Source organism: Streptomyces sp. NPDC057099 (assembly GCF_042671245.1).
In the GTDB taxonomy this organism is placed as follows: Bacteria; Actinomycetota; Actinomycetes; order Streptomycetales; family Streptomycetaceae; genus Streptomyces; species Streptomyces purpurascens.
Genome location: NZ_JBHUTX010000001.1, coordinates 151,373 through 170,846, shown reverse-complemented (window position 1 = coordinate 170,846; position 19,474 = coordinate 151,373). Strand labels below are relative to the sequence as shown.

The following is a 19,474-nucleotide window of genomic DNA, read 5'->3' as shown; positions in this document are numbered from 1 at the left end:
ATGACGGTACTGGTGATCACGGGCACGGGCACGGAGGTCGGCAAGACGGTCGTGACCGCCGCCGTCGCCGCGACGGCGAGGGCGGCCGGCCGTTCGGTGGCCGTGCTGAAGGCCGCGCAGACGGGCGTACGGCCGGACGAGCCGGGCGACGCCGCCGAGGTCGCGCGTCTCGCGGGCGCCGTGACGACGGCCGAACTCGCCCGGTATCCCGAGCCGTTGGCCCCGGCCACGGCCGCCCGGCGGGCCGGTCGCACCCCGGTGCATCCGCACGAGATCGCGGAGGCCGCCGCCAAACTGGCCACCGAGCACGACCTGGTGCTGGTCGAGGGGGCGGGCGGACTGCTCGTACGGTTCGACGCGGCCGGCGGCACCCTGGCGGACGCGGCCCGGCTGCTGTCGGCGCCGGTGCTGGTCGTGGCACCGGCGGGACTCGGCACCCTGAACACGACGGAGCTGACAGCGCGTGAACTCCGCTCCCGGGGGCTGGACCCGGCCGGGATCGTGATCGGGAGCTGGCCCGTGGCACCGGACCTTGCCGCCCGCTGCAATCTGGCCGACCTGCCGGACGTGGCCGGGGCGCCGCTGCTGGGTTCCGTGCCCGCGGGGTCGGGGGGCCTCTCCCCCGCCAGTTTCCGCTCGGCCGCGCCGCAGTGGCTGGCGCCTCGCCTGGACGGTACGTGGGACGCGGAGGCGTTCCGGGTACGGGAGGCGCCCTCGGCGTCCTGAGTCCCGGCGGGCGCGCGGTGAAACCGGCGCGGGCGTGATCGCGTGTTGGACTACGTACGTGATCACCTCTGGAGGGAACACCTTGCACGCGACACACTCACGCCTGTCCCGCCGCACGGCCCTCGCCGTGGGCACGGCCGCCGCTCTCTCGCTGGGCGGCGGCACGGCCCACGCGTTGCCCGCCTCGGGCGGTGTCACCGCACGGCTGAGGGAGCTCGAGCAGAAGCACACCGCACGGCTGGGCGTCTACGCCCGCAATCTGCGCACGGGCCGGACCGTGGCCTACCGGGCGGACGAACGGTTCCCGATGGCCTCGGTGTTCAAGACGCTGGCCGCCGCGGCCGTCCTGCGCGATCTCGACCGCGACGGCGAGTTCCTGGCCAAGCGGATCCACTACACGCAGGACTACGTCACGAAATCGGGGTACTCCCCGATAACCAAGGAGAACGTCGCGACCGGCATGACCGTCGGTGAACTCTGCGACGCCACCATCCGCTTCAGCGACAACACCGCGGGCAACCTGCTGCTCGTGGAGCTGGGCGGGCCGAAGGCCGTCACGCGCTTCTGCCGCTCGATCGGTGACCGGGTCACCCGGCTGGACCGCTGGGAGCCCGAGCTCAACAGCGCGGAGCCATGGCGCGTGACCGACACGACCTCCCCGCGCGCCATCGGCCTGACCTACGCCCGTCTGGTGCTCGGCGACGTGCTGGAGCCCCGGGACCGCGCGCGGCTCACGGACTGGCTGCTGCGCAACACCACGAGCGGCGAGAAGTTCCGCAAGGCGCTGCCCGCGGACTGGCTGGTCGCCGACAAGACCGGCGGCGGACGCTACGGCGGCAACAACGACGTGGGCATCACCTGGCCGCCGGACGGTCCGCCGATCGTGATGTCCGTCCTGACCACCCAGCCGGAGGAGGACGCCCCGTCCGACAACCCGCTGGTGGCCGGGGCCGCCGCGCTGCTGGCGTCGGAACTGGGCTAGGGAGCACGGGTGAGAGAGGGGCGGTCGTGGGACGCCTGGCTCGTCGCGGGCGCCGTCGGTGTCGCCGGCCTCCTGGCCCTGCACTCCGCCGTGCCCAACGGGGCGGGACGGCTCGGAAGTCTCCTGGAGACGTTCCTGCCGTGGCTGGGCGTGGCCGTTCCTCTGCTCGGCTGTCTCGCCGCGCTCAAGCGGTCGAAGGCGGGGCTGCTCGCCTGCCTGGCACCCGTGGCCGTCTGGTTCTGGATGTTCGGCGGGCAGTGGTTCTCCTCGCCGCCGGAGTCCCACGACCTGACGGTGGTCCAGCACAACGTGGCCGATGACAACGCCGACCGCTCCGGCACCGCACGGGCGCTGCTCGCCACGGGTGCGGAGCTGGTGGCCGTCGAGGAACTGACGCCTGCCGCACGGCCCGCGTACCAAGAGGTCCTGGGCGCCTCCCGGCCGCACCGGGCGGTGCACGGCACGGTGGGTCTGTGGTCGGCCTGGCCCCTGTCGGACGTGCGGCCCGTCGACATCCGGCCGGAGGGCTTTCCGGAGAGCTGGCAGCGCGGCCTGCGGGCCACGGTGTCCGCGCCCGGCGGAGAGATCGCGGTGTACGTGGTCCATCTGCCGTCCGTCCGGCTGGGCCCGACGGGTCTGGCGTCGGCGGCCCGTGACCAGAGCGCGGCACTGCTCGGGGTGCGGATCGCGGACGACCCGGCCGAGAGGCTCCTGCTGGTGGGCGACCTCAACGGCACGGTGTGGGACCGGGGACTCGGACCGCTCACCTCCCAACTGGACGCCCCTTCCCCAAGGTTCGCGTTCAGTTGGCCGGCCTCCTTCCCGGTGGCGCGGATCGACCAGGTGCTGGGCAGAGGAGCCGAGGTGACGGAGGTGTTCGCCCTGGACGCGACCGGGAGTGACCACCTTCCGGTGCTGGGGCGGGTCCGTCTGGGCTAGTCGCGTTGTCGGCGGCAGGGGTGCGGCGGGGTCGCGCGGGGGACAATCCCGGTAGGTCCGCCTAGCAGGGAGGTCTCCATGCCGCTCCGCTCCGGCAAGGTGCCGCGGGATGCCGTGCACCATCCGCTGTTCGCCCGCTACTACGCCCGGATCAGCGTCGCCGCCGAGACCCGGCTGGGCATGGGCAGGGTGCGCGGGAGACTGCTCGACGGGCTGTCCGGGCGGGTGCTCGAGATCGGCGCGGGCAACGGGCTGAACTTCGCGCACTACCCGGGCACCGTCTCGGAGGTCGTGGCCATCGAACCGGAGCGGCGGCTGCGGAGGCTGGCCGTGGAGGCCGCCCTGCGCGCCGAGGTGCCGGTGGACGTGGTGCCGGGTGCGGCCGAGGCGCTGCCGGTCAAGAGCGAGGGCTTCGACGCGGCGGTGGTGTCGCTGGTGCTGTGCAGTGTCCGGGACGTGCCCCGGGCGCTCGGGGAGCTCCGGCGAGTGCTGCGGCCGGGCGGTGAGGTGCGGTTCTTCGAGCACGGCCGGGGCGGCGGGCGCATCATGACCTTCAGCCAGCGCGCGCTGGACCGGACGGTGTGGCCGGTTCTGAACGGCGGCTGCCATCTGTCGCGGGAGCCGGTGCGGGCGCTGCGCGACGCCGGTTTCGAACTCGGCCCCTACCGGCGGGTGCTGATGCCGGAGCAGGGGCCTGCGCTGCCCACCTCGTATTGCGTGCTGGGCACGGCGTTCCGCCCGCTCGACGGCTAGTCACGCCGTCACAGGCTCCACTGCCGCAGCTCCTGCTCGATGTCCCGCAGGGACGCCTCGCCGCTCTTGACCAGCTTGGCGAGGTCGCGGACCTGCTCGGGTGAGGTGACGACCTTGGCGCCGCTGGCGACCAGGTACGCGTAGGCGACGGCGGAGGCGAACAGGGCGTTGGAGCGTTCCAGCGCGGGGACGTGGATCAGGAGCTGGAGCAGCGCGGCGGCGCGGGCGTGCGGGCTGTCGTAGACGGGGACGTCGAATATGGCGGCCTGGTGGCGTGCGACGGCGGCGACGAGGGCTCCCCAGTCGGTGACCTGGGGGGCTCCCGGGGTCTTGTGCTCGGCGAGCATCAGCAGCCAGGCGAGATCGATCTCGAGGTTGTTCAAGGGATCAGTGACGACCTTCGCGCGTGCCCTCACGGTCGACGCCGAATTCGTCGGCGAAGACGGACTCGTACTGCTTCATGAAGTCGGCGGCGGCCTCCACGAAGGTGTGGCCCACCTCGCCGGTGTCCTGTCTGACCAGCTCCTCGATGTAGCGGTTGACGCTCATACCGCGGGCCAGGGCGCGTTCGCGGGCGGCTCGGGCGGTGCCCTCGTCGACTCGCACGTTCAGCTGGGTCTTCGCCATACCTCGAAGCTAGCGCGAGAGTGCTAGCACCGGCAAGGGCGGGACTCCGACTCGCGGAGGATACCGAGTGTGGGCCGCGTCACATTACCCTCGGGCAGGACGACGAAGTCCGGACATCCACCCCGAGGAGGCGGCCTTGTCCACACCTGCTGCGGAGCACGCCCCCGGCCTGGCGTCGGCCGAGGGGATCGCGGCCCGCGCCCGCGGTCTGACCAAGGCGTACGGCTCGGGCGAGACGACCGTGCTCGCACTCGACTCGGTGGACGTGGATGTCGCGCGGGGCCGGTTCACCGCGGTGATGGGACCGTCGGGCTCCGGGAAGTCCACGCTGATGCACTGCCTGGCGGGGCTCGACACCGTCTCGGCCGGTCAGGTGTGGCTCGGCGACACGGAGATCACGGGGCTGAAGGAGCGCGAGCTGACGCGGCTGCGCCGGGACCGGATCGGGTTCATGTTCCAGTCGTTCAACCTCATCCCGACCCTGAACGCACTGGAGAACATCACCCTGCCCATGGACATCGCGGGCAGGAAACCCGACGAGACGTGGCTGGACCAGGTCATCGACACCCTGGGCCTGCGGGACCGGCTCAAGCACCGGCCGTCGCAGCTCTCCGGGGGCCAGCAGCAGCGCGTGGCCTGTGCGCGGGCCCTGGCCTCCCGGCCCGAGCTGATCTTCGCGGACGAGCCGACGGGCAACCTCGACTCGCGCGCCGGTCTGGAGGTGCTCGGCTTCCTGCGCGAGGCGGTGGACCAGCTCGGGCAGACCGTCGTCATGGTCAGCCACGACCCGGGGGCCGCCGCCCACTCGGACCTGGTGCTCTTTCTCGGGGACGGGCGGATCGTCGACGAGATGCAGCGGCCCACGGCGGAGGCCGTGCTGGAACGCATGAAGAGGTTCGACTCGATCCGCACCCGGTTCGAGGACACCCCGCCCACCACGGGGGTCGAGGGCTCCCCGTCCGCCGAGGAGAACTGACCCGTGCTCAAGGCGACCCTGAGAAGCTTCCTGGCGCACAAGGGGCGGCTGCTGCTCTCCGCGCTCGCCGTCCTGCTGTCCGTCGCCTTCGTCGCGGGCAGCCTGATCTTCTCGGACACGGTCAGTCGTACGTTCGACCGGCTGTTCGCCTCCACCGCGGCCGATGTCACGGTCAGCCCGAAGGAGGACCTCGACGAGGCCGTCCCCTCCGGCCGGACGGCCACCCTGCCGGCCGCGCTCGCCGCACGGGTGCGGCAGGTCGACGGGGTCGCGGCGGCGCGGGCCGAGGTGGACGTGGACGGCCTCACGGTCGCCGACGAGAAGAACGAGCCGGTGGGCCCGACCACGGGGGCGCCCACGCTCGGCACCGCCTGGAACCCGACCGAGCGCAGCCCGGTGGAGCTGACCTCGGGTCACGCCCCGCGCGGCCCCGCCGAGGCGCTGCTCGACTCGGAGACCGCCGACCGCAAGCACGTGAAGATCGGGGACACCCTCACCGTGATCGCGCCGCCCGGTTCGTTCAAGGTCAAGGTCGTCGGCATCGTCACGTTCACCACCACCAACCCCGGCGCCGCCCTGGTCTTCTTCGACACCCGGACCGCGCAGACGAAGCTGCTGGGCAGCCCGGGAGGCGCCACCAGCATCTCGGTCGACGCCGCCGACGGGGTCAGCGACGCGCAGCTCAAACAGCGCGTGTCCGCCGCGCTGGGCGCGCACACCTACGACTTCAGGACGGCGGGCGAGCAGGCCGAGTCGGACGTCGAGCAGCTGGGCGGATTCCTCGACGTCATCAAGTACGTGATGGTCGGGTTCGCCGGGATCGCCGTGCTGGTGGGGGTGTTCCTGATCGTCAACACCTTCTCCATGCTCATCGCCCAGCGCACCCGCGAGCTGGGGCTGCTGCGCGCGCTCGGCGCCGACCGGCGCCAGGTCCGCCGCTCGGTCCTCGTCGAGGCCCTGCTGCTCGGCCTGGTCGGCTCCACGCTGGGGCTCGCGGCCGGGACCGGGCTGGCGGCCGGGCTGATCGAGCTGATGGGCCTGCTCGGCATGAACATCGACGCCGGCGAGATGGTCATCGGCTGGGTGACACCCGTGACGGCGTACGTCGTCGGACTCGGGGTCACCTTCGTCGCGGCGTACCTTCCGGCGCGGCGGGCCGCGGGGGTCTCGCCGATGGCCGCGCTCTCGGACGCCGAGGTCGCCGGGGTGGGCCGGCCGCTGCGGATGCGCGCGGTGGCGGGCGCGATCGTCGGGGCGGCCGGGGCGGCGGCGCTCGCGGGGTGCGCGGCGGCGACCCGGACCTCGTCGGCGGCGTCGCTGCTGGGGCTCGGTGTCGTGCTGACCCTGATCGCCACCGTGATCGCCGGTCCGCTGCTGGTGCGCCCGGTGATCCGGGTGCTCGGCGCGGCCTTCCCCGCGCTGTTCGGGTCGATCGGCCGGATGAGCCAGCGCAACGCCCTGCGCAATCCCCGCCGTACGGGGGCGACCGCGGCGGCCCTGATGGTGGGTCTCGCCCTGGTGGGCGGGATGTCGGTGGCGAGTGCCTCGATGACCAAGTCGTTCGACCAGCAGATCGACAAGACGCTGGGCGCCGACTTCGTCATCCAGAACACCAACTTCCTGCCGTTCCCGAGGGAGGTCACCGACGAGGTGCGCGGCACCGACGGCGTGGGCCTGGTGGTGCGGGGGCGGTTCACGCCGGTCGCGGTGCGGCTGCCGGACGGCGACCGGGTGGAGACGACCGCCGCGGGGTACGATCCGCGGCTCGACGAGGTCGCCAACATCACGTACGCCCAGGGGGACTCCGCGGCGGCGCTGGCGGACGGACGCCTGGCCATGGACCGGGACTTCGCGCGCGACCACGGCGTGCGGGTGGGCAGCACCGTCCCGGTTCAGTTCCAGGGCGGACGCACGGCCGAGCTGAAGGTCGGGGCCCTCACCGACCAGGACTCCGCCGAGGGGTTCGGCACCCAGGGCGGGCTCTACTTCGGGCTCGCCACCCTGGAGCGGTACGCGCCGGGCGGGCAGGACTCCGCGCTGTACGTCAACGCCGCCCCCGGCACGAGCGACGACGACCTGCGCGCGAACCTGGAACGGACCCTGGATCCGTACCCGCAGGTGCAGGTGCGGGACCTGGCCGACTACAAGCAGCTGGTGCACGACCAGATCGCCGTCCTGCTGTACCTCGTGTACGCGCTGCTGGGGCTGGCGATCATCATCGCGGTGCTCGGCGTGGTCAACACCCTCGCCCTGTCGGTCGTCGAACGCACCCGGGAGATCGGGCTGCTGCGGGCGATCGGGCTGGCCCGGCGTCAGCTGCGGAGGATGATCCGGCTGGAGTCGGTGGTGATCGCGGTGTTCGGCGCGGTCCTGGGGCTGGCGCTGGGGCTGGTGTGGGGCGTGTGCACGCATCAGGTGCTGGCGCTCCAGGGCATGACGGCCCTCGCGATCCCGTGGGGCACGATCGTCGCGGTGGTGATCGGCTCGGCGGTGGTGGGTGTGGTGGCGGCGCTGCTGCCGGCGTTGCGTGCATCGCGCATGAATGTACTGGCGGCCATCGCGCACGAATGATGGAATCGCGGCAGTCACTCAAGTCCCTTCCCGCTGAGGAGAGTTCATGCCGCGCCCGTTCCGTTTCGGAATCAACATGCTCACGGCCGCCCCTGGCGAGGAGTGGCGTGCCAAGTGCCGCCGGGCCGAGGAGCTCGGCTACGACGTGATCCTCGTCCCCGACCATCTGGGCATGCCCGCGCCCTTCCCCGCGCTGGTGGCGGCGGCCGAGGCGACCGAGCGGCCGAGGCTCGGCACCTTCACGCTCAACGCCGGTTTCTGGAACCCGGCGCTGCTGGCCCGCGAGGTGGCGACGACGGACGCGCTGACGGGCGGGCGCCTGGAGCTCGGGATAGGCACCGGCTACGCACGGGACGAGCACGAGTCGGCCGGGCTGCCGTTCGGCTCGCCGGGCGAGCGGGTGGACCATCTGCGGCGCACCGTGGAGGAGTTGGAGCGCCTGCTGGCCTCCGAGGAGCACCAGCCGCGAGCGGCGCAGCGGCCGCGGGTGCCGCTGCTGGTCGGCGGGAACGGCGACCGGATGCTGCGGCTGGCCGCCGAGCACGCCGACATAGCGGCCTTCACCGGTGCGCGCACGGCACCCGGCAGCACCACCGGGCAGTTGACGCCGATCAGCCCGGACGACCTCGAAGAGCGGGTGGCGCGGTATCTGAAGTTCGCGGAGGGCCGCGAGGAGCCGGCCGAGCTGAACCTGCTCGTGCAGGTGGTGATCGGCACCGAGGACCGCGAGGCAGCCATCCAGCCGCTGCTGGACCGCGTACCGGGTCTGACGGCCGATGAGGTCCTGGACCTTCCGGTGACCCTGGTCGGCACGACGGACGAGATCACCGCCCAGGTCCTGGCCCGGCGCGAGCGCTACGGCTTCACGTATCTGACCGTCCTGGAGCCGTACATGGAGGCGTTCGCGCCGGTCATCGAGCGGTTGCGCGGGGGTGGAGCCGGCTAGCGCGTCACGCGGTGGCGGAGGTAGACGACGTTCGAGCTGTAGGTGCGGGTCTCCACGAGTTCGAGATCCACCCGGCGCTCGTTCCGGGGAAAGAAGGAGATGCCGCCGCCGACCAGCACCGGGTAGACCATGGCCCGGTACTCGTCGATCAGGCCCGATGCGGCGGCCTCGGCGGCGAGCGTCGCGCCGCCGATCGCGATCTCGCCCTCCCCCGGCTCGGCCCGCAACCGCTCGATCTCCTCCGCCACGCCGCCGGAGGCCAGGCGGGCATGTCCCCGCACCGTCGACAGGGTGGTGGAGAAGACCACCTTGGGGAGCGGGTTCCAGAGCGCTGCCCATTCGCGCCCCGCGTCGTCGAGCGCGGGATCCTGCTCGGCGGTCTCCCAGTACAGCATCGTCTCGTACAGCCGTCGTCCCATCAGATGGACACCGACGTCTCGGATCTCGTCGATCCAGAAGCGGAAGACGTCCTCGCCGGGCACGCTCCAGTCGAAGCCGCCGTCCGGCCCGACGATGTAGCCGTCGAGAGAGACGTTCATCGAATAGGTCACGCTGCGCATCAGCAGTACTCCTCGGTAAGAGGTTCGACAGTACGACCGCCGGACACCGCAGGACCTGTCGCGACTCGCGGGAATCCCCGGGCCGAGCCGCCCGTGTGCCGGATCAGCGGCAGGTGTAGGCGAAGGACGCGGACGCCGTGTGCCGGGTGGGGGACTCGATGACCAGCCGCGCTGTCGCCTTGCTGGTGCCCTTGCCGTGGAAGGTCCACAGCAGGCGGAGGCGTGTCTCGTCCTGTCCTCTGCCCAGCCGCTCTTCGCGCGGACCCGAAGAGGTGCCGTCACTGCGGTTCCACTCGTAGGTGAACGCGCCGGCCGCCCCGTTGGTTCTCACCACCGCTACCACCTCGGCCGTTCCGTCGCAGTCGACGATGCTGCTCGTCTGTGCCGTCACCTGGGTGATCCGCAGGTCCGCCGTCTGCCGTTGCCAGAACAACCAGGCCAGCACGATCGCCAGGACGGCCGCCGCCAGACGGTATCTGCGGAGCCGGTGCAGTCGACCGCTGGGCTTCTGCCGGCCCTTGCGCTTCGCCGTGCCGCGCCAGACGTCGACGGCCGTGTCCGTCAGCCCCAGAGGTGGGACGCCCGGTCCGAAATGCAGGACCTCGGACTCGGGCGCGGGCTCGGTACTGGTCCAGTGGTCGTCGAGAACGGTCGGAACGTAGGTGGCGTCGTCGACATCCCTGATGGTCGGTTGCACATCCGGGTCCTGCAGGGTCGGCTCCAGGCCCGGATCCGGTAAGTCCCACGGCACCACCGGACGCTCGCCGTGGTCCGTCATCCTCGCCCCTCCGTTCAGCTCGCTCTCACAGGCTCCGGTGGACCGGCATCAGCCGGGCTCGCCCTCGACGGCCGCCGGGGCCCCTTGCCGAGGGGTCACATCGGGCGTCGAAGCCGAACCGGTGCCGGTGCCGGTACCGCCGGCGGAGTTGCCGGTGTCGGTGCTGCTCTGGCTGGTGGTGCTGAGCGACTGCGAGCTGGAAATGAGCCCTGAGCTCTCCTGCGAACCGGCAGTGGCGCCGGCGTCAGCGCCTGGGCCCACGTTCCCTTCGGAGCCGGTGCCGTCCGGTGCCCCGGGATCACCGTCGCCGGTCCCCGCGTCCGTGCCCCCGTCACCGTCGGCTTGATCGGTGCCGGTGTTGTCCGGCTCGGTGGTGTCCGGCCCACCGTTCCCCTCGCCGGTGTTCCCGTGGTCAGGGGAGTCCGTGTCGCTGTGATCGGTGTCGTTCTCCGAGCCGGTGTTCTCGTGGGTGCGCTCGGTGTCGGCCCGGGTGCCGGTGTCCTCGTCGCCGCGGGTCTCGGTGTCGCCGGTGCTGGTACCGCCTTCCGTACCGGTACCCCCGTCGGGGTTCGTTCCGGTGTCGCCGTCCCCCCTGTTCCTGTCCGTTTCGGCGCCGGTGTCACCCGTCTGGGTCCTGGAGTCAGTGCCGCTGTCCTGAGCGCCGGACGTGCCGGTCCTGCCGGAGTCCGAAACCGGCCCGGGCGTGCTGCTGGACTCGGTGCTCCGCGCCTCCTCCGCCGAACCGGTGTCCTTCCGTGCGTCGAGCGTGGTGACGGCCTGGGTGTGAGCACCCGCATGTGCTTCGGACCCACCCGCCCAGCCGCCGGGTGTCAGGCTCAGCAGCCCCGCCACCGCCACGGCGGCCGCACCGGTGAGAACATCGCCCCGCCTGCGCAGCCGACTGCGGCGCCGTGCGGTCAGCACGGTGCGGGCCAGTTCGGCCGAGGAACCCACCAGACGAGCGTCCAGGCGAGAGACCGCCAACGGCACCAGGGCCGCCGCCACCGCGGCCAGCCGACTCTGGCCGCGTTCCTCCCAGTCGGGTCCGTACGCGTTCCCGGCCACCCACTCCAGTTCCCGCAGGAAGTCCAGGGCGCTCGGGGGCCGGAGCGCCGGGTCCTTGGCCATGCCGTACCGGACCAACTCGCGTACCTCTTCCGGCACCCGGTCCATGGGCACGGGCTCCTCGACGTGCTGGCGCTGGAAGTCCCATGGTTCCGGCCCCTCGAACGGGCGCACGCCGGTAAGGCACTCGTAGAGGGTCGCGGTCGCCGCGTACACATCGCCGGCCGGGGTGGCGGCCTCCATCTTCCATTGCTCCGGAGGCATGTAGGCACAGGTACCGCGCAGGTTGTGGCGGTCGCCGATGCGCGCGGCAATTCCGAAGTCCACCAGCTTGGTCCGGCCGTCCCAGTTCACCAGCACGTTTTCGGGCTTGTAATCGCGGTGCACCACGCCGACGCCGTGCGCGGCAGCCAGCCCGAACAGGGACCCTTTCAGCACGACCAGTGCGGCCTCAGGATGTGTGGACCCCTTCTTCTTCAGCAGCGCGCGGAGTGCGGCGCCGTAAACCAGTTCCATGACGATGGCCGCGCCCTGCTCGGCTTCGACGTACTCGTAGAGGCGTGTCACATGAGGCGATGTCAGGCCGCTGAGAAGCCTGGCCTCGGTTCGCAAGGCAGTGCGAAATTCCGACCTCGAACACAGTTCCTCATTGAGGTACTTGATGGCGACGTTCCGGCCGGTCGCGACATGGCGGGCGATCACTACCCGGCCGCTACCGCCTTTACCCAGGTCCTTCAAATCGATGTAGCCGGGGACGGTCCATGAATCGCCGTCCCAGTACACATCGCACCCGTCGCGCTCGCTCACTCCTGCCACACTTCCCCCTGACATTCAGTCATACCGAGCCCCCGCCGGTGAGAATTCTCCCAAACGGAAAAGATCCAATGCGGCGAGAATTTTCACAGTTCTGCAACCGTTATCGCTGACGCAAATTCAAGCAGCAGCGACAGGAGTGTCCATTAGTGCAGTGGGTCGGGACCATGTGGCCGTTGCGGTGATTGCGGGCCGGTATTCCGCTCCGGCTCGGGCCCGGACGGCCGCGAGTCCGGCCCGGACAGTCGCCCGGCCCAGTCGGCGACGGCTTGCCGGAAGCCACTGGAGCGGGCGGTGGCGTGAAGACACCTGCAGGTGGTGACCGATCGGTGGATCCAGGCTCAAAGCTTGAACACAAATTACACACACCCTCTCTCCATACTGGCCCGGATGGTCTAGATTGACCGTGCTTCAGCTGTTCGGGCACGAGGCGACCAGTAATGATCTATAGGTCCGGCGCCACAGAAGGCCAGCTCAAGAGGGGTTTTGGGTGCGGGGAGCACCCGAGCCCGGTGGCGCCGGAGTGGGTTGTTCAGGTAGCTCTGCAGTGACTGGGATGTCATGCGCACGACGAGAGAGGCGGGGCCTCTCCGGGGGAGGAACAGCGCGGGGGGCGGGGGTCTCCCGGGGGGAGGAACAGTGTTGGGCGAGCACGTCGAGCCACTGGGGACCTGGGGGGTTCTGTGCGGCAAGGGGGATTAGCCAGCCCGTATCCGTCAGCGCGCGGGCGTCTGGCGGACGGGGCGATCGACCAGCCCGCGATCGACTGGGAGCAGCGGTACCGCCGTACCGTGATCACCACCGATACCCTGGCCACCGCCTTCGTGGTGGCGGCGATCGGCAACTTCTTCGGGTCGCGGGACGCGGCCAACTGGCACGAGAAGTGGGGAATCCTCGCCTTCGGCACCGAGCTGCTGGTGCTGGGGGCGCTCGCGGTGGGCCGGGCGTGGGCGCCGGCCGTACTCGGCCAGGGCGCTGAGGAATTCCGCCGGCTCGGACGCTCGCTGTTCGCGGCGACCGTCGTACTGGCCCTCGGCGGCATCGCCCTCACCTCGCGCAACATCAAGCTCTGGATCTTCGTCGCGATCCCGGCGATCGCGCTCGTCACCATGACCGCGCGGTATCTGCTGCGGCTCTGGCTGCACAAACAGCGCAACGAAGGCCGGTGCCTGAGACCGGTGCTCGCCGCCGGGAGCCCGGCCACCGTGCACGACCTGATCACCCGGACCCGCAAGTTCCCGCACCTCGGCTGGCGAGTGGACGCGGTGTGCACGACGGACGGTGCCGGGCTCGACGGTGACCAACTGGACGGAGTGCCGGTCGTCGGCCGGCTGACGGACGTCGCGGGCCATGTCCGCCGCGACGGCTACCGGGTCGTCGCGGTCACCCCGGATCCGCACTGGTCACCGGACCGGCTGCAGCGGCTGGCCTGGAACCTCGAGGGCAGCGACGCCGAGATGGTCGTGGCCCCCGTGCTGATGGAGGTGGCCGGCCCGCGGCTGCACGTCGACGCGGTGCTCGGGATCCCGTTGCTGCGGGTCAGCATGCCGACCTTCACCGGCGGCCGCCGAGCGGTCAAAGGGGTCGTCGACCGGATAGGCGCAACGTTTCTGCTGATGCTGTTCGCGCCGCTGATGGCGGGCGTCGCACTGCTCGTGCTGGTGGACAGCAGGGGCGGGGCGTTCTACCGCCAGCGCAGGGTCGGCAAGGACGGCCGCGAGTTCACCATTCTCAAGTTCCGCACCATGGTCGCCGGGGCTCACGGGGCACGTGCCGAGCTGGCCGACCGCAACGAGGGCGCCGGCCTGCTGTTCAAGCTCCACCGGGATCCGCGGGTGACCCGCGTGGGGGCGGTACTGCGCCGGTACTCGCTCGACGAGCTCCCGCAGCTGTTCAACGTGCTCACCGGATCGATGTCGCTCGTCGGTCCGCGGCCTCCGCTGCCGGAGGAGTCCGCGGCGTACGGCCCGGACATCCGGCGGCGGCTGCTCGTCAAGCCCGGACTCACCGGCCTGTGGCAGATCAGCGGACGCAGCGATCTGTCATGGGAGGAGGCGGTCCGGCTGGACCTGCGGTACGTGGAGGACTGGTCGCTCGCCCTGGACACAGTGATCTTGTGGAAGACGCTGCGCGCGGTGCTGCACGGGCAGGGGGCGTACTGATGCGCGGGGGTCGTCACAGGGCCGGCGCGCGGATCGCAGGCCGTCAGGGCCTGCCTGGGGGGAGGAACGAGTCATGAGAGTCAGCGTTTTCGGGCTCGGCTACGTGGGCTGTGTGTCGGCCGCGTGCCTGGCCAGCATGGGTCACGAGGTCGTCGGGGTGGACGTGAACCAGGTGAAGGTCGACCTGGTCAACGACGGCAAGGCCCCGGTGGTCGAGGAGCGGATCGGCGAACTCATCGCCGAGGTCGTGCGGACCGGAGCGTTACGCGCCACCCGTGACGTCCGCGAGGCGATCATGGACAGCGAGGTGTCGCTGGTCTGCGTGGGCACGCCGTCGGAGCCCAACGGCAGTCTGTGCACCACCTACTTGGAGCGGGTCACCGAGGAGATCGGCGCCGCGCTGGCGGAGCGCGGCGGGCGGCACACCGTGGTGTTCCGCAGCACCATGCTCCCGGGCACCTGTCTGAACCTGCTGGTGCCGATCCTGGAGAAGTCCGTCGGCGGCACGGCCGGGGTGGACATCGGGGTCGCGGTCAACCCGGAGTTCCTGCGCGAGGGCACGAGCGTGCGGGACTTCTTCGACCCGCCCAAGACCGTCATCGGCGAACTCGACCCGGCAAGCGGCGACGCGGTGGCGGCGCTGTACGACGGCCTGCCCGGCGAGGTGTTCCGGGTGCCGATCCCGACGGCCGAGGCGATCAAGTACGCGGACAACGCCTTCCACGGCCTCAAGATCGGCTTCGCGAACGAGCTGGGCGCCGTGTGCCAGGCACTCGGGGTGGACTCGCACCAGGTGATGGACGTGTTCCTGGCCGACCGCAAGCTGAACATCAGCCCCGCCTACCTGCGGCCCGGTTTCGCCTTCGGTGGCTCCTGCCTGCCCAAGGACCTGCGCAGCCTGGTCCACGCGGCGCAGCGGGCCGACGTCTCGGTGCCCATCCTCTCCCATGTGCTGCCCTCCAACTCCGACCATCTGCAACGCGCGGTGGACCTGGTCGAGCGCACCGGAAAACGCCGTGTGGGCCTGTTCGGGCTGTCCTTCAAACCCGGCACCGACGACCTCCGTGAGAGCCCGCTCGTCGAGATGGCGGAGAGGCTCTTCGGCAAGGGCTACGACCTCAAGATCTACGACGCCAACGTCAGCCTCTCCCGGCTGCTCGGCGCGAACCGCGAGTACATCGAGAGCCGGCTGCCGCACCTCGCGCAGCTGCTCGCGGACTCCGTCGACGAGGTGCTCGAGCACGCGGAGGTGTGCCTGGTCGGCACCAGGGACCCGGCCGTACTGTCGGCGCTCCCCCATGGCGACGGCCCCGTGATCGTCGACCTCATCCGCCTTCCCGACGCCGAGGCGCGTCAGACCGAACCGGGGTACGTGGGCCTTGCTTGGTAACACATCGTTTGGTGAGACAGCCGGCGGCGAGCGGTCGGAGCGGCGCGCGCTGATCCTGGTGGAGAACCTGTCGGTGCCGTTCGACCGGCGGGTGTGGCAGGAGTGCACGACGCTGCGCGACGCGGGCTGGGACGTGCACGTCATCTGTCCCCGGGGGGAGAAGCGAGACACGGAGTTGGAGGCGGAGATCGACGGGGTGCGGATCCACCGCTACCCGTTGCGCGCCGCCACCGGAGGGCCGGCCGGCTATCTGCGGGAGTACGGAACGGCGTTGTGGCATACGGTCCGGCTGGCCCGCAAGGTCGGCCCGGTCGACGTGGTCCACGCCTGCAACCCGCCCGACCTGCTGTTCCTGCCCGCACGGTGGATGAAGCGGCGCGGCGCGCGGTTCGTCTTCGACCAGCACGACCTGGTACCCGAGCTGTACCTCTCCCGGTTCGACCGCGGCCAGGATCTGCTCTACCGGGCCGTGTGCGGGCTGGAACGGCTGACCTACCGGGCCGCGGACGTCGTGCTCGCCACGAACGAGAGCTACCGGGACGTCGCGGTGCGCCGCGGCGGTCGGCGGCCGGAGGACGTCTTCGTGGTGCGCAGCGCGCCCGACATCGAGCGGTTCCACCCCGTACCGCCCGAGCCCGAACTGAAGCGCGGCAAGCCGCATCTGCTGTGCTACCTGGGCGTCATGGGCCCGCAGGACGGTGTCGACTACGCCTTGCGGGCACTCGCGAAGCTGCGCGACGACCTCGGGCGGACGGACTGGCACGCGGTGTTCGTCGGCGCGGGCGACGCCTTCGACGCGATGGTGGAACTGTCCCGGCGGCTCGGGCTCTCGGAGCAGGTGCGCTTCACCGGGCGTATTCCGGACGCCGACCTGGTGCGCTACCTGTCCACGGCGGACGTGTGCCTCTCCCCCGACCCGCGCAATCCGCTCAACGACGTGTCGACCATGAACAAGGTCCTGGAATACATGGTGATGGGCCGGCCGATCGTCTCGTTCGACCTCCGGGAGGCGCGGGTCTCCGCCGGTGACGCCGCCGTCTACGCGCCCGCCAACGACGAGTCCGAGTTCGCCGGGCTCATCGCGCGGCTGCTGGACGATCCGGAGCAGCGGGCCCGGATGGGCAAGATCGGCCAGGAGCGGATCGGCGGCCCGCTCTCCTGGCGGAACTCGCAGGCGTCGCTGCTCGCCGCCTACGCCGCTGCCTGCCGTGATCAAGCTCCCGTGTCAAGAGCGACCCGCACCAGGCTGGGAAGAGGCCGCACTGTTGAACGATGAAACGATACGCCTGGTCACGATCGGGCGGATTATCCGTCGGCGCGGGCGGCTTCTCCTCATCCTCACGGTGGTGGGCGCGCTGGTCGGCTACGGCACCTCTCTGCTGTTTCCTCCGCGGTACACGACATCGGCATCGGTACTGCTGCCGGGGGCGTGGGAGGAGCGCGAGCTGCTGACCCAGACGGAGATCGCGAGCAGTTCGGTGGTGGTCGACCGCGCGGCCGCCACGCTCGGCTGGGCCGGGGTCAGCGGCAGCGAGCTGCGGGACCGGGTGAGCGCCCGGGCCGCCGACGGGAACATCATCAAGATCTCGGGCACGGCCGACACCCCGGAGCGCGCACAGCGGCTCGCCGACCAGGTGGCCCAGCAGTTCGTCGCGTTCGCCGCGCGGATCGCGGGCGACGACACCGACGCCGACGCGGCTGCGCGGCCCGAGGCACTGCGCCAGCTGGTGGTGCAGACCAGCCGCCGCATCACCGAGCTGGCCGATGCGGCCGACCCGGGGCAGACCGTGGAGAGCGTGCAGACCCGCACCGAGCTCGCGAAGCTGCGCACCACGCTGCAGGAGGCCGTCAACAAGCTGGACGAGGCCGACCCGGCCGCCGACAAGGCCAACATGGTCGTCATGGGGCCGGCGGCCCGGCCGGACGGTGAGGCACCGCCGACGAGGACGCAGCTCGTCGTCGCCGGGGCGCTGCTGTTCTTCCTGTTCGCGGTCACCGGTCATCTCACCGCCGCGCGGATGAGTCGCCGGCTGCGCACCGAACCGGAGATCGCCGCGGCACTGGGCTCGGCGCCGCTGGGCACCGTCGACGTACCCGGTGAACAGCCCGCGCGCGGGCCGGAGGACCGTGACCCGCGGGCCCGGATCCGGCGGCTGCTGGGCGTCGACACTCGCTGGGACCTGCCGAGTCCGCAGACGTCCGGCGACGAGACCGGCAGGCAGATCCGCTACCGGCGGGTGTGCGCCCGCCTCCGGGAGCGGCTGCCCGCCCCCCGGCGGCTGCTGGTCGTCGTCCCGGACGGCGACGAGATCGCCCGCCGGGCCGCCGGACAGCTCGTCACCGAGGCCGAGGGCGATCCGCTGCTGCGGGTGGTGGGGGTTTCCGTGCCCCGGCCGATGGTGCCGGACCGCGGCGACGAGTCCGGGGCCCTGGTCGTGCTCAGCGCGGGCAGCTGGACCGCGGGGGAACTCGCCGGCATCGCCGGGGCGTGTGCGGACGCCCGGCACGAGGTCGTCGGCATCGTCCTCGCCGCCGGAACCGTCCGGGCCCGTCCGACGCGGTCCGGCGGCCGTCTCCGGGACGCCGCCGCACCGGCGCTCGCGGTCGGCGACAGCGTGGCGGGGGGTTCGAGGTGACGACGACGAGCACGACGTCGGAGTCGTCGGCCGCTCCGCTGCTCGACCTGCAGGCGCTGGTGGTCGCGGTGCGCAGGAGGCGCCGCCTCTGGGGCGCCATGGCGCTGCTGGGGCTGCTCGCCGGCGCCGCGGTGGCGATCCTCATGCCGCCACCGCCGACCGCGGTGACCAAGGTGCTGGTCGCGCATCAGGAGGACCAGCCGAACGACCCCGGAACACTGATCCGGACCGACGTCGAGCTGCTGCGCACCACGCGGATCGCCGGCAAGGCCCTGAAGGCACTCGAGTCCCCCGAGAAACCGGAGGACTTCATGCAGGACTACGGGGGCATCGGCTTGACCAACAACCTGCTGCAGATCACTGCGACGGGTGACAGCGACGCGGAGGCGGTGGCCCGGGCCAAGGCACTGGCCGAGGCGTTCGTCGCGGACCATGTGAGACGGATACGGGAAGCCGCGAACGCCGAGGCCAAGACCCTGCTCGCCCAGCGTGACCGCATGCGGGACGAACTCGCCCAGGTCAACAAGGCGATCGGGGACGGACCGCCGCAGAGCGACCCGCAGGCGTCGGCGGACATGGAGTCGCTCTTCGCCCGCCGGGCCGAACTCACCTCGCGGATCACCGACTTCGGCCAGCGCGCCGCTGAGGCCCGCATCGGCACGCCGAAGCTCATCGCCGGCACACAGATCGTGGACGCCCCGCACGCCATACGGCACTCCCTGCCCAGGACCGCCGCCACGAACGCCGCCATCGGACTCGTCCTCGGGCTCGTCCTCGGGCTCGCGGTGGCCGCGGTCGGCACGGTGGTGGCGGACCGCCCCGTGCTGCGCCGGGAGATCGCGGCGAACCTCGGCGCCTCGGTCATCGCGGAACTGCCCCGCAGACCGGCCGGGCTGTGGCGGCGCCGACGGATCCGGGCGGCACGGACCAGGCTCACCACGTCCCTGGCCCGCACCGTGCGCGGCTCCGCGGAACCGGTGTCGCTGCTGGAACTGGGCTGTGCGCGCAGCACGAGCGCGATCGCCCTGGACCTCGCCGGGGCACTGGCTGCGGAGGGCCCGGTGGTCATCGTCGATGGTCTGCCGGGCCGACAGCTGGCCAACCGCCGCCCGAAGCCGGGAGACCCGACCGTGGTCGGCGGCGAGCGTGCCGATGACGTGTCACCTCAGGAGCGCCGGTTCGGCGTCGGCTCGGTGGCGCCCGGCACGGCGTGGACCGACCTCCGCTACCTCGGCACCCGGACCGTGCTCGTCGTGCGTGCCGGGCACGGCAGCGCCGCATGGCTGCACACCGTGGCGCGGCAGCTCGCGGACCAGCGCATCGCGGTGACCGGTGTGGTGCTGATCGACCCCGATCCGCGTGACCGGACCGACGGCACGCTGTGGAACGGGCCGCAGACCGCGCTGCGCGGCCGGACCGGGCCGCCTGCCCGGCAGAACGGTGGGGGTACCTCCCACGCCGTTCAGGCAGTGGGGGAAGAGCGGCGGCGGACAGAGCCGGCGATGTGGGCCGCACGGGTCCCGGACGACGACCAGGAGGCGCGGTAGCAC

The 19,474-nt window shown here is 71.6% G+C and carries 17 protein-coding genes; 12 read left to right on the top strand and 5 right to left on the bottom strand.

Annotated elements, in window-relative coordinates; all coding sequences use genetic code 11:
* The 4 genes from bioD to ACFT4A_RS00785 all read left to right on the top strand — a co-directional run bounded on the left by bioD (position 1) and on the right by ACFT4A_RS00785 (position 3,400).
* The gene (gene bioD, locus ACFT4A_RS00800) at positions 1-726 is read left to right on the top strand and encodes a dethiobiotin synthase (protein WP_382824683.1); all 726 of its coding nucleotides are present in this window, start codon (positions 1-3) and stop codon (positions 724-726) included.
* An 82-nt stretch (positions 727-808) separates the two neighbouring features.
* On the top strand, positions 809-1,708 hold the full coding sequence (bla, locus tag ACFT4A_RS00795; protein ID WP_382824681.1) for a class A beta-lactamase: 900 nt from the start codon (positions 809-811) through the stop codon (positions 1,706-1,708).
* Positions 1,709-1,717: 9 nt separating this feature from the next.
* Positions 1,718-2,647 carry an endonuclease/exonuclease/phosphatase family protein gene (locus tag ACFT4A_RS00790; protein ID WP_382824679.1) on the top strand — a complete coding sequence of 310 codons (930 nt, stop codon included), beginning with the start codon at positions 1,718-1,720 and terminating at the stop codon, positions 2,645-2,647.
* Between the two features lie 78 nt (positions 2,648-2,725).
* Positions 2,726-3,400, top strand: coding sequence for a class I SAM-dependent methyltransferase (locus ACFT4A_RS00785; RefSeq protein ID WP_382824677.1), 675 nt, complete (start codon positions 2,726-2,728; stop codon positions 3,398-3,400).
* An 8-nt stretch (positions 3,401-3,408) separates the two neighbouring features.
* On the opposite strand, the gene ACFT4A_RS00780 is transcribed toward ACFT4A_RS00785, so the two are convergent.
* Positions 3,409-3,783, bottom strand: coding sequence for a fic family toxin-antitoxin system, toxin component (locus ACFT4A_RS00780; RefSeq protein WP_382824675.1), 375 nt, complete (start codon positions 3,781-3,783; stop codon positions 3,409-3,411).
* Positions 3,784-3,787: 4 nt separating this feature from the next.
* Positions 3,788-4,027 carry a toxin-antitoxin system HicB family antitoxin gene (locus ACFT4A_RS00775; protein WP_184599608.1) on the bottom strand — a complete coding sequence of 80 codons (240 nt, stop codon included), beginning with the start codon at positions 4,025-4,027 and terminating at the stop codon, positions 3,788-3,790.
* Between the two features lie 136 nt (positions 4,028-4,163).
* On the opposite strand from ACFT4A_RS00775, the gene ACFT4A_RS00770 reads away from it, so the two are divergent.
* Genes ACFT4A_RS00770 through ACFT4A_RS00760 form a run of 3 tightly spaced genes read left to right on the top strand, consistent with a single transcriptional unit; the run spans position 4,164 to position 8,520 of the window.
* The gene (locus tag ACFT4A_RS00770; RefSeq protein ID WP_382824673.1) at positions 4,164-5,003 is read left to right on the top strand and encodes an ABC transporter ATP-binding protein; all 840 of its coding nucleotides are present in this window, start codon (positions 4,164-4,166) and stop codon (positions 5,001-5,003) included.
* Between the two features lie 3 nt (positions 5,004-5,006).
* Positions 5,007-7,574: an ABC transporter permease gene (locus ACFT4A_RS00765; RefSeq protein WP_382824671.1), complete on the top strand. Its 2,568-nt coding sequence runs from the start codon at positions 5,007-5,009 to the stop codon at positions 7,572-7,574.
* 46 nt (positions 7,575-7,620) lie between these two features.
* Positions 7,621-8,520, top strand: coding sequence for an LLM class F420-dependent oxidoreductase (locus ACFT4A_RS00760; RefSeq protein ID WP_382824669.1), 900 nt, complete (start codon positions 7,621-7,623; stop codon positions 8,518-8,520).
* On the opposite strand, the gene ACFT4A_RS00755 is transcribed toward ACFT4A_RS00760, so the two are convergent.
* From ACFT4A_RS00755 to ACFT4A_RS00745, 3 genes are all read right to left on the bottom strand, one after another.
* Positions 8,517-9,080, bottom strand: coding sequence for a dihydrofolate reductase family protein (locus tag ACFT4A_RS00755; protein ID WP_382824667.1), 564 nt, complete (start codon positions 9,078-9,080; stop codon positions 8,517-8,519). The two genes, ACFT4A_RS00760 and ACFT4A_RS00755, sit on opposite strands and share 4 nt — an antisense overlap.
* Positions 9,081-9,183: 103 nt before the next feature.
* Positions 9,184-9,858: a hypothetical protein gene (locus tag ACFT4A_RS00750; protein WP_382824666.1), complete on the bottom strand. Its 675-nt coding sequence runs from the start codon at positions 9,856-9,858 to the stop codon at positions 9,184-9,186.
* A 48-nt stretch (positions 9,859-9,906) separates the two neighbouring features.
* A complete protein-coding gene (locus tag ACFT4A_RS00745; RefSeq protein WP_382824665.1) occupies positions 9,907-11,754 on the bottom strand; it encodes a protein kinase in 1,848 nt (615 codons plus the stop codon).
* Between the two features lie 665 nt (positions 11,755-12,419).
* Here ACFT4A_RS00745 and ACFT4A_RS00740 point away from each other — a divergent pair.
* The 5 genes from ACFT4A_RS00740 to ACFT4A_RS00720 all read left to right on the top strand — a co-directional run bounded on the left by ACFT4A_RS00740 (position 12,420) and on the right by ACFT4A_RS00720 (position 19,471).
* Positions 12,420-13,898, top strand: a complete 1,479-nt coding sequence (locus ACFT4A_RS00740) for a sugar transferase (protein ID WP_382824663.1) — start codon at positions 12,420-12,422, stop codon at positions 13,896-13,898.
* A gap of 73 nt (positions 13,899-13,971) precedes the next feature.
* Positions 13,972-15,288, top strand: coding sequence for a nucleotide sugar dehydrogenase (locus ACFT4A_RS00735; RefSeq protein ID WP_382824661.1), 1,317 nt, complete (start codon positions 13,972-13,974; stop codon positions 15,286-15,288).
* The gene (locus ACFT4A_RS00730; RefSeq protein WP_382824659.1) at positions 15,278-16,564 is read left to right on the top strand and encodes a glycosyltransferase family 4 protein; all 1,287 of its coding nucleotides are present in this window, start codon (positions 15,278-15,280) and stop codon (positions 16,562-16,564) included. Before ACFT4A_RS00735 ends, ACFT4A_RS00730 begins: the two co-directional genes overlap by 11 nt.
* On the top strand, positions 16,554-17,924 hold the full coding sequence (locus ACFT4A_RS00725; RefSeq protein WP_382824658.1) for a Wzz/FepE/Etk N-terminal domain-containing protein: 1,371 nt from the start codon (positions 16,554-16,556) through the stop codon (positions 17,922-17,924). The genes ACFT4A_RS00730 and ACFT4A_RS00725 overlap by 11 nt, the downstream gene beginning before the upstream one ends.
* Positions 17,921-19,471 (top strand): Wzz/FepE/Etk N-terminal domain-containing protein, encoded by a 1,551-nt coding sequence (locus tag ACFT4A_RS00720; RefSeq protein WP_382824657.1) that lies wholly within the window; start codon positions 17,921-17,923, stop codon positions 19,469-19,471. Before ACFT4A_RS00725 ends, ACFT4A_RS00720 begins: the two co-directional genes overlap by 4 nt.
* Positions 19,472-19,474 lie beyond the last annotated feature (3 nt).

Excerpts from the sequence above, each read along its gene's own strand:
- ACFT4A_RS00775 (WP_184599608.1), bottom strand. The coding sequence starts at position 4,027 with ATGGCGAAGACCCAGCTGAACGTGCGAGTCGACGAGGGCACCGCCCGA.
- ACFT4A_RS00745 (WP_382824665.1), bottom strand. The coding sequence starts at position 11,754 with ATGTCAGGGGGAAGTGTGGCAGGAGTGAGCGAGCGCGACGGGTGCGAT.
- ACFT4A_RS00755 (WP_382824667.1), bottom strand. The coding sequence starts at position 9,080 with ATGCGCAGCGTGACCTATTCGATGAACGTCTCTCTCGACGGCTACATC.
- ACFT4A_RS00735 (WP_382824661.1), top strand. The coding sequence starts at position 13,972 with ATGAGAGTCAGCGTTTTCGGGCTCGGCTACGTGGGCTGTGTGTCGGCC.
- ACFT4A_RS00750 (WP_382824666.1), bottom strand. The coding sequence starts at position 9,858 with ATGACGGACCACGGCGAGCGTCCGGTGGTGCCGTGGGACTTACCGGAT.
- ACFT4A_RS00760 (WP_382824669.1), top strand. The coding sequence starts at position 7,621 with ATGCCGCGCCCGTTCCGTTTCGGAATCAACATGCTCACGGCCGCCCCT.
- ACFT4A_RS00785 (WP_382824677.1), top strand. The coding sequence starts at position 2,726 with ATGCCGCTCCGCTCCGGCAAGGTGCCGCGGGATGCCGTGCACCATCCG.
- bioD (WP_382824683.1), top strand. The coding sequence starts at position 1 with ATGACGGTACTGGTGATCACGGGCACGGGCACGGAGGTCGGCAAGACG.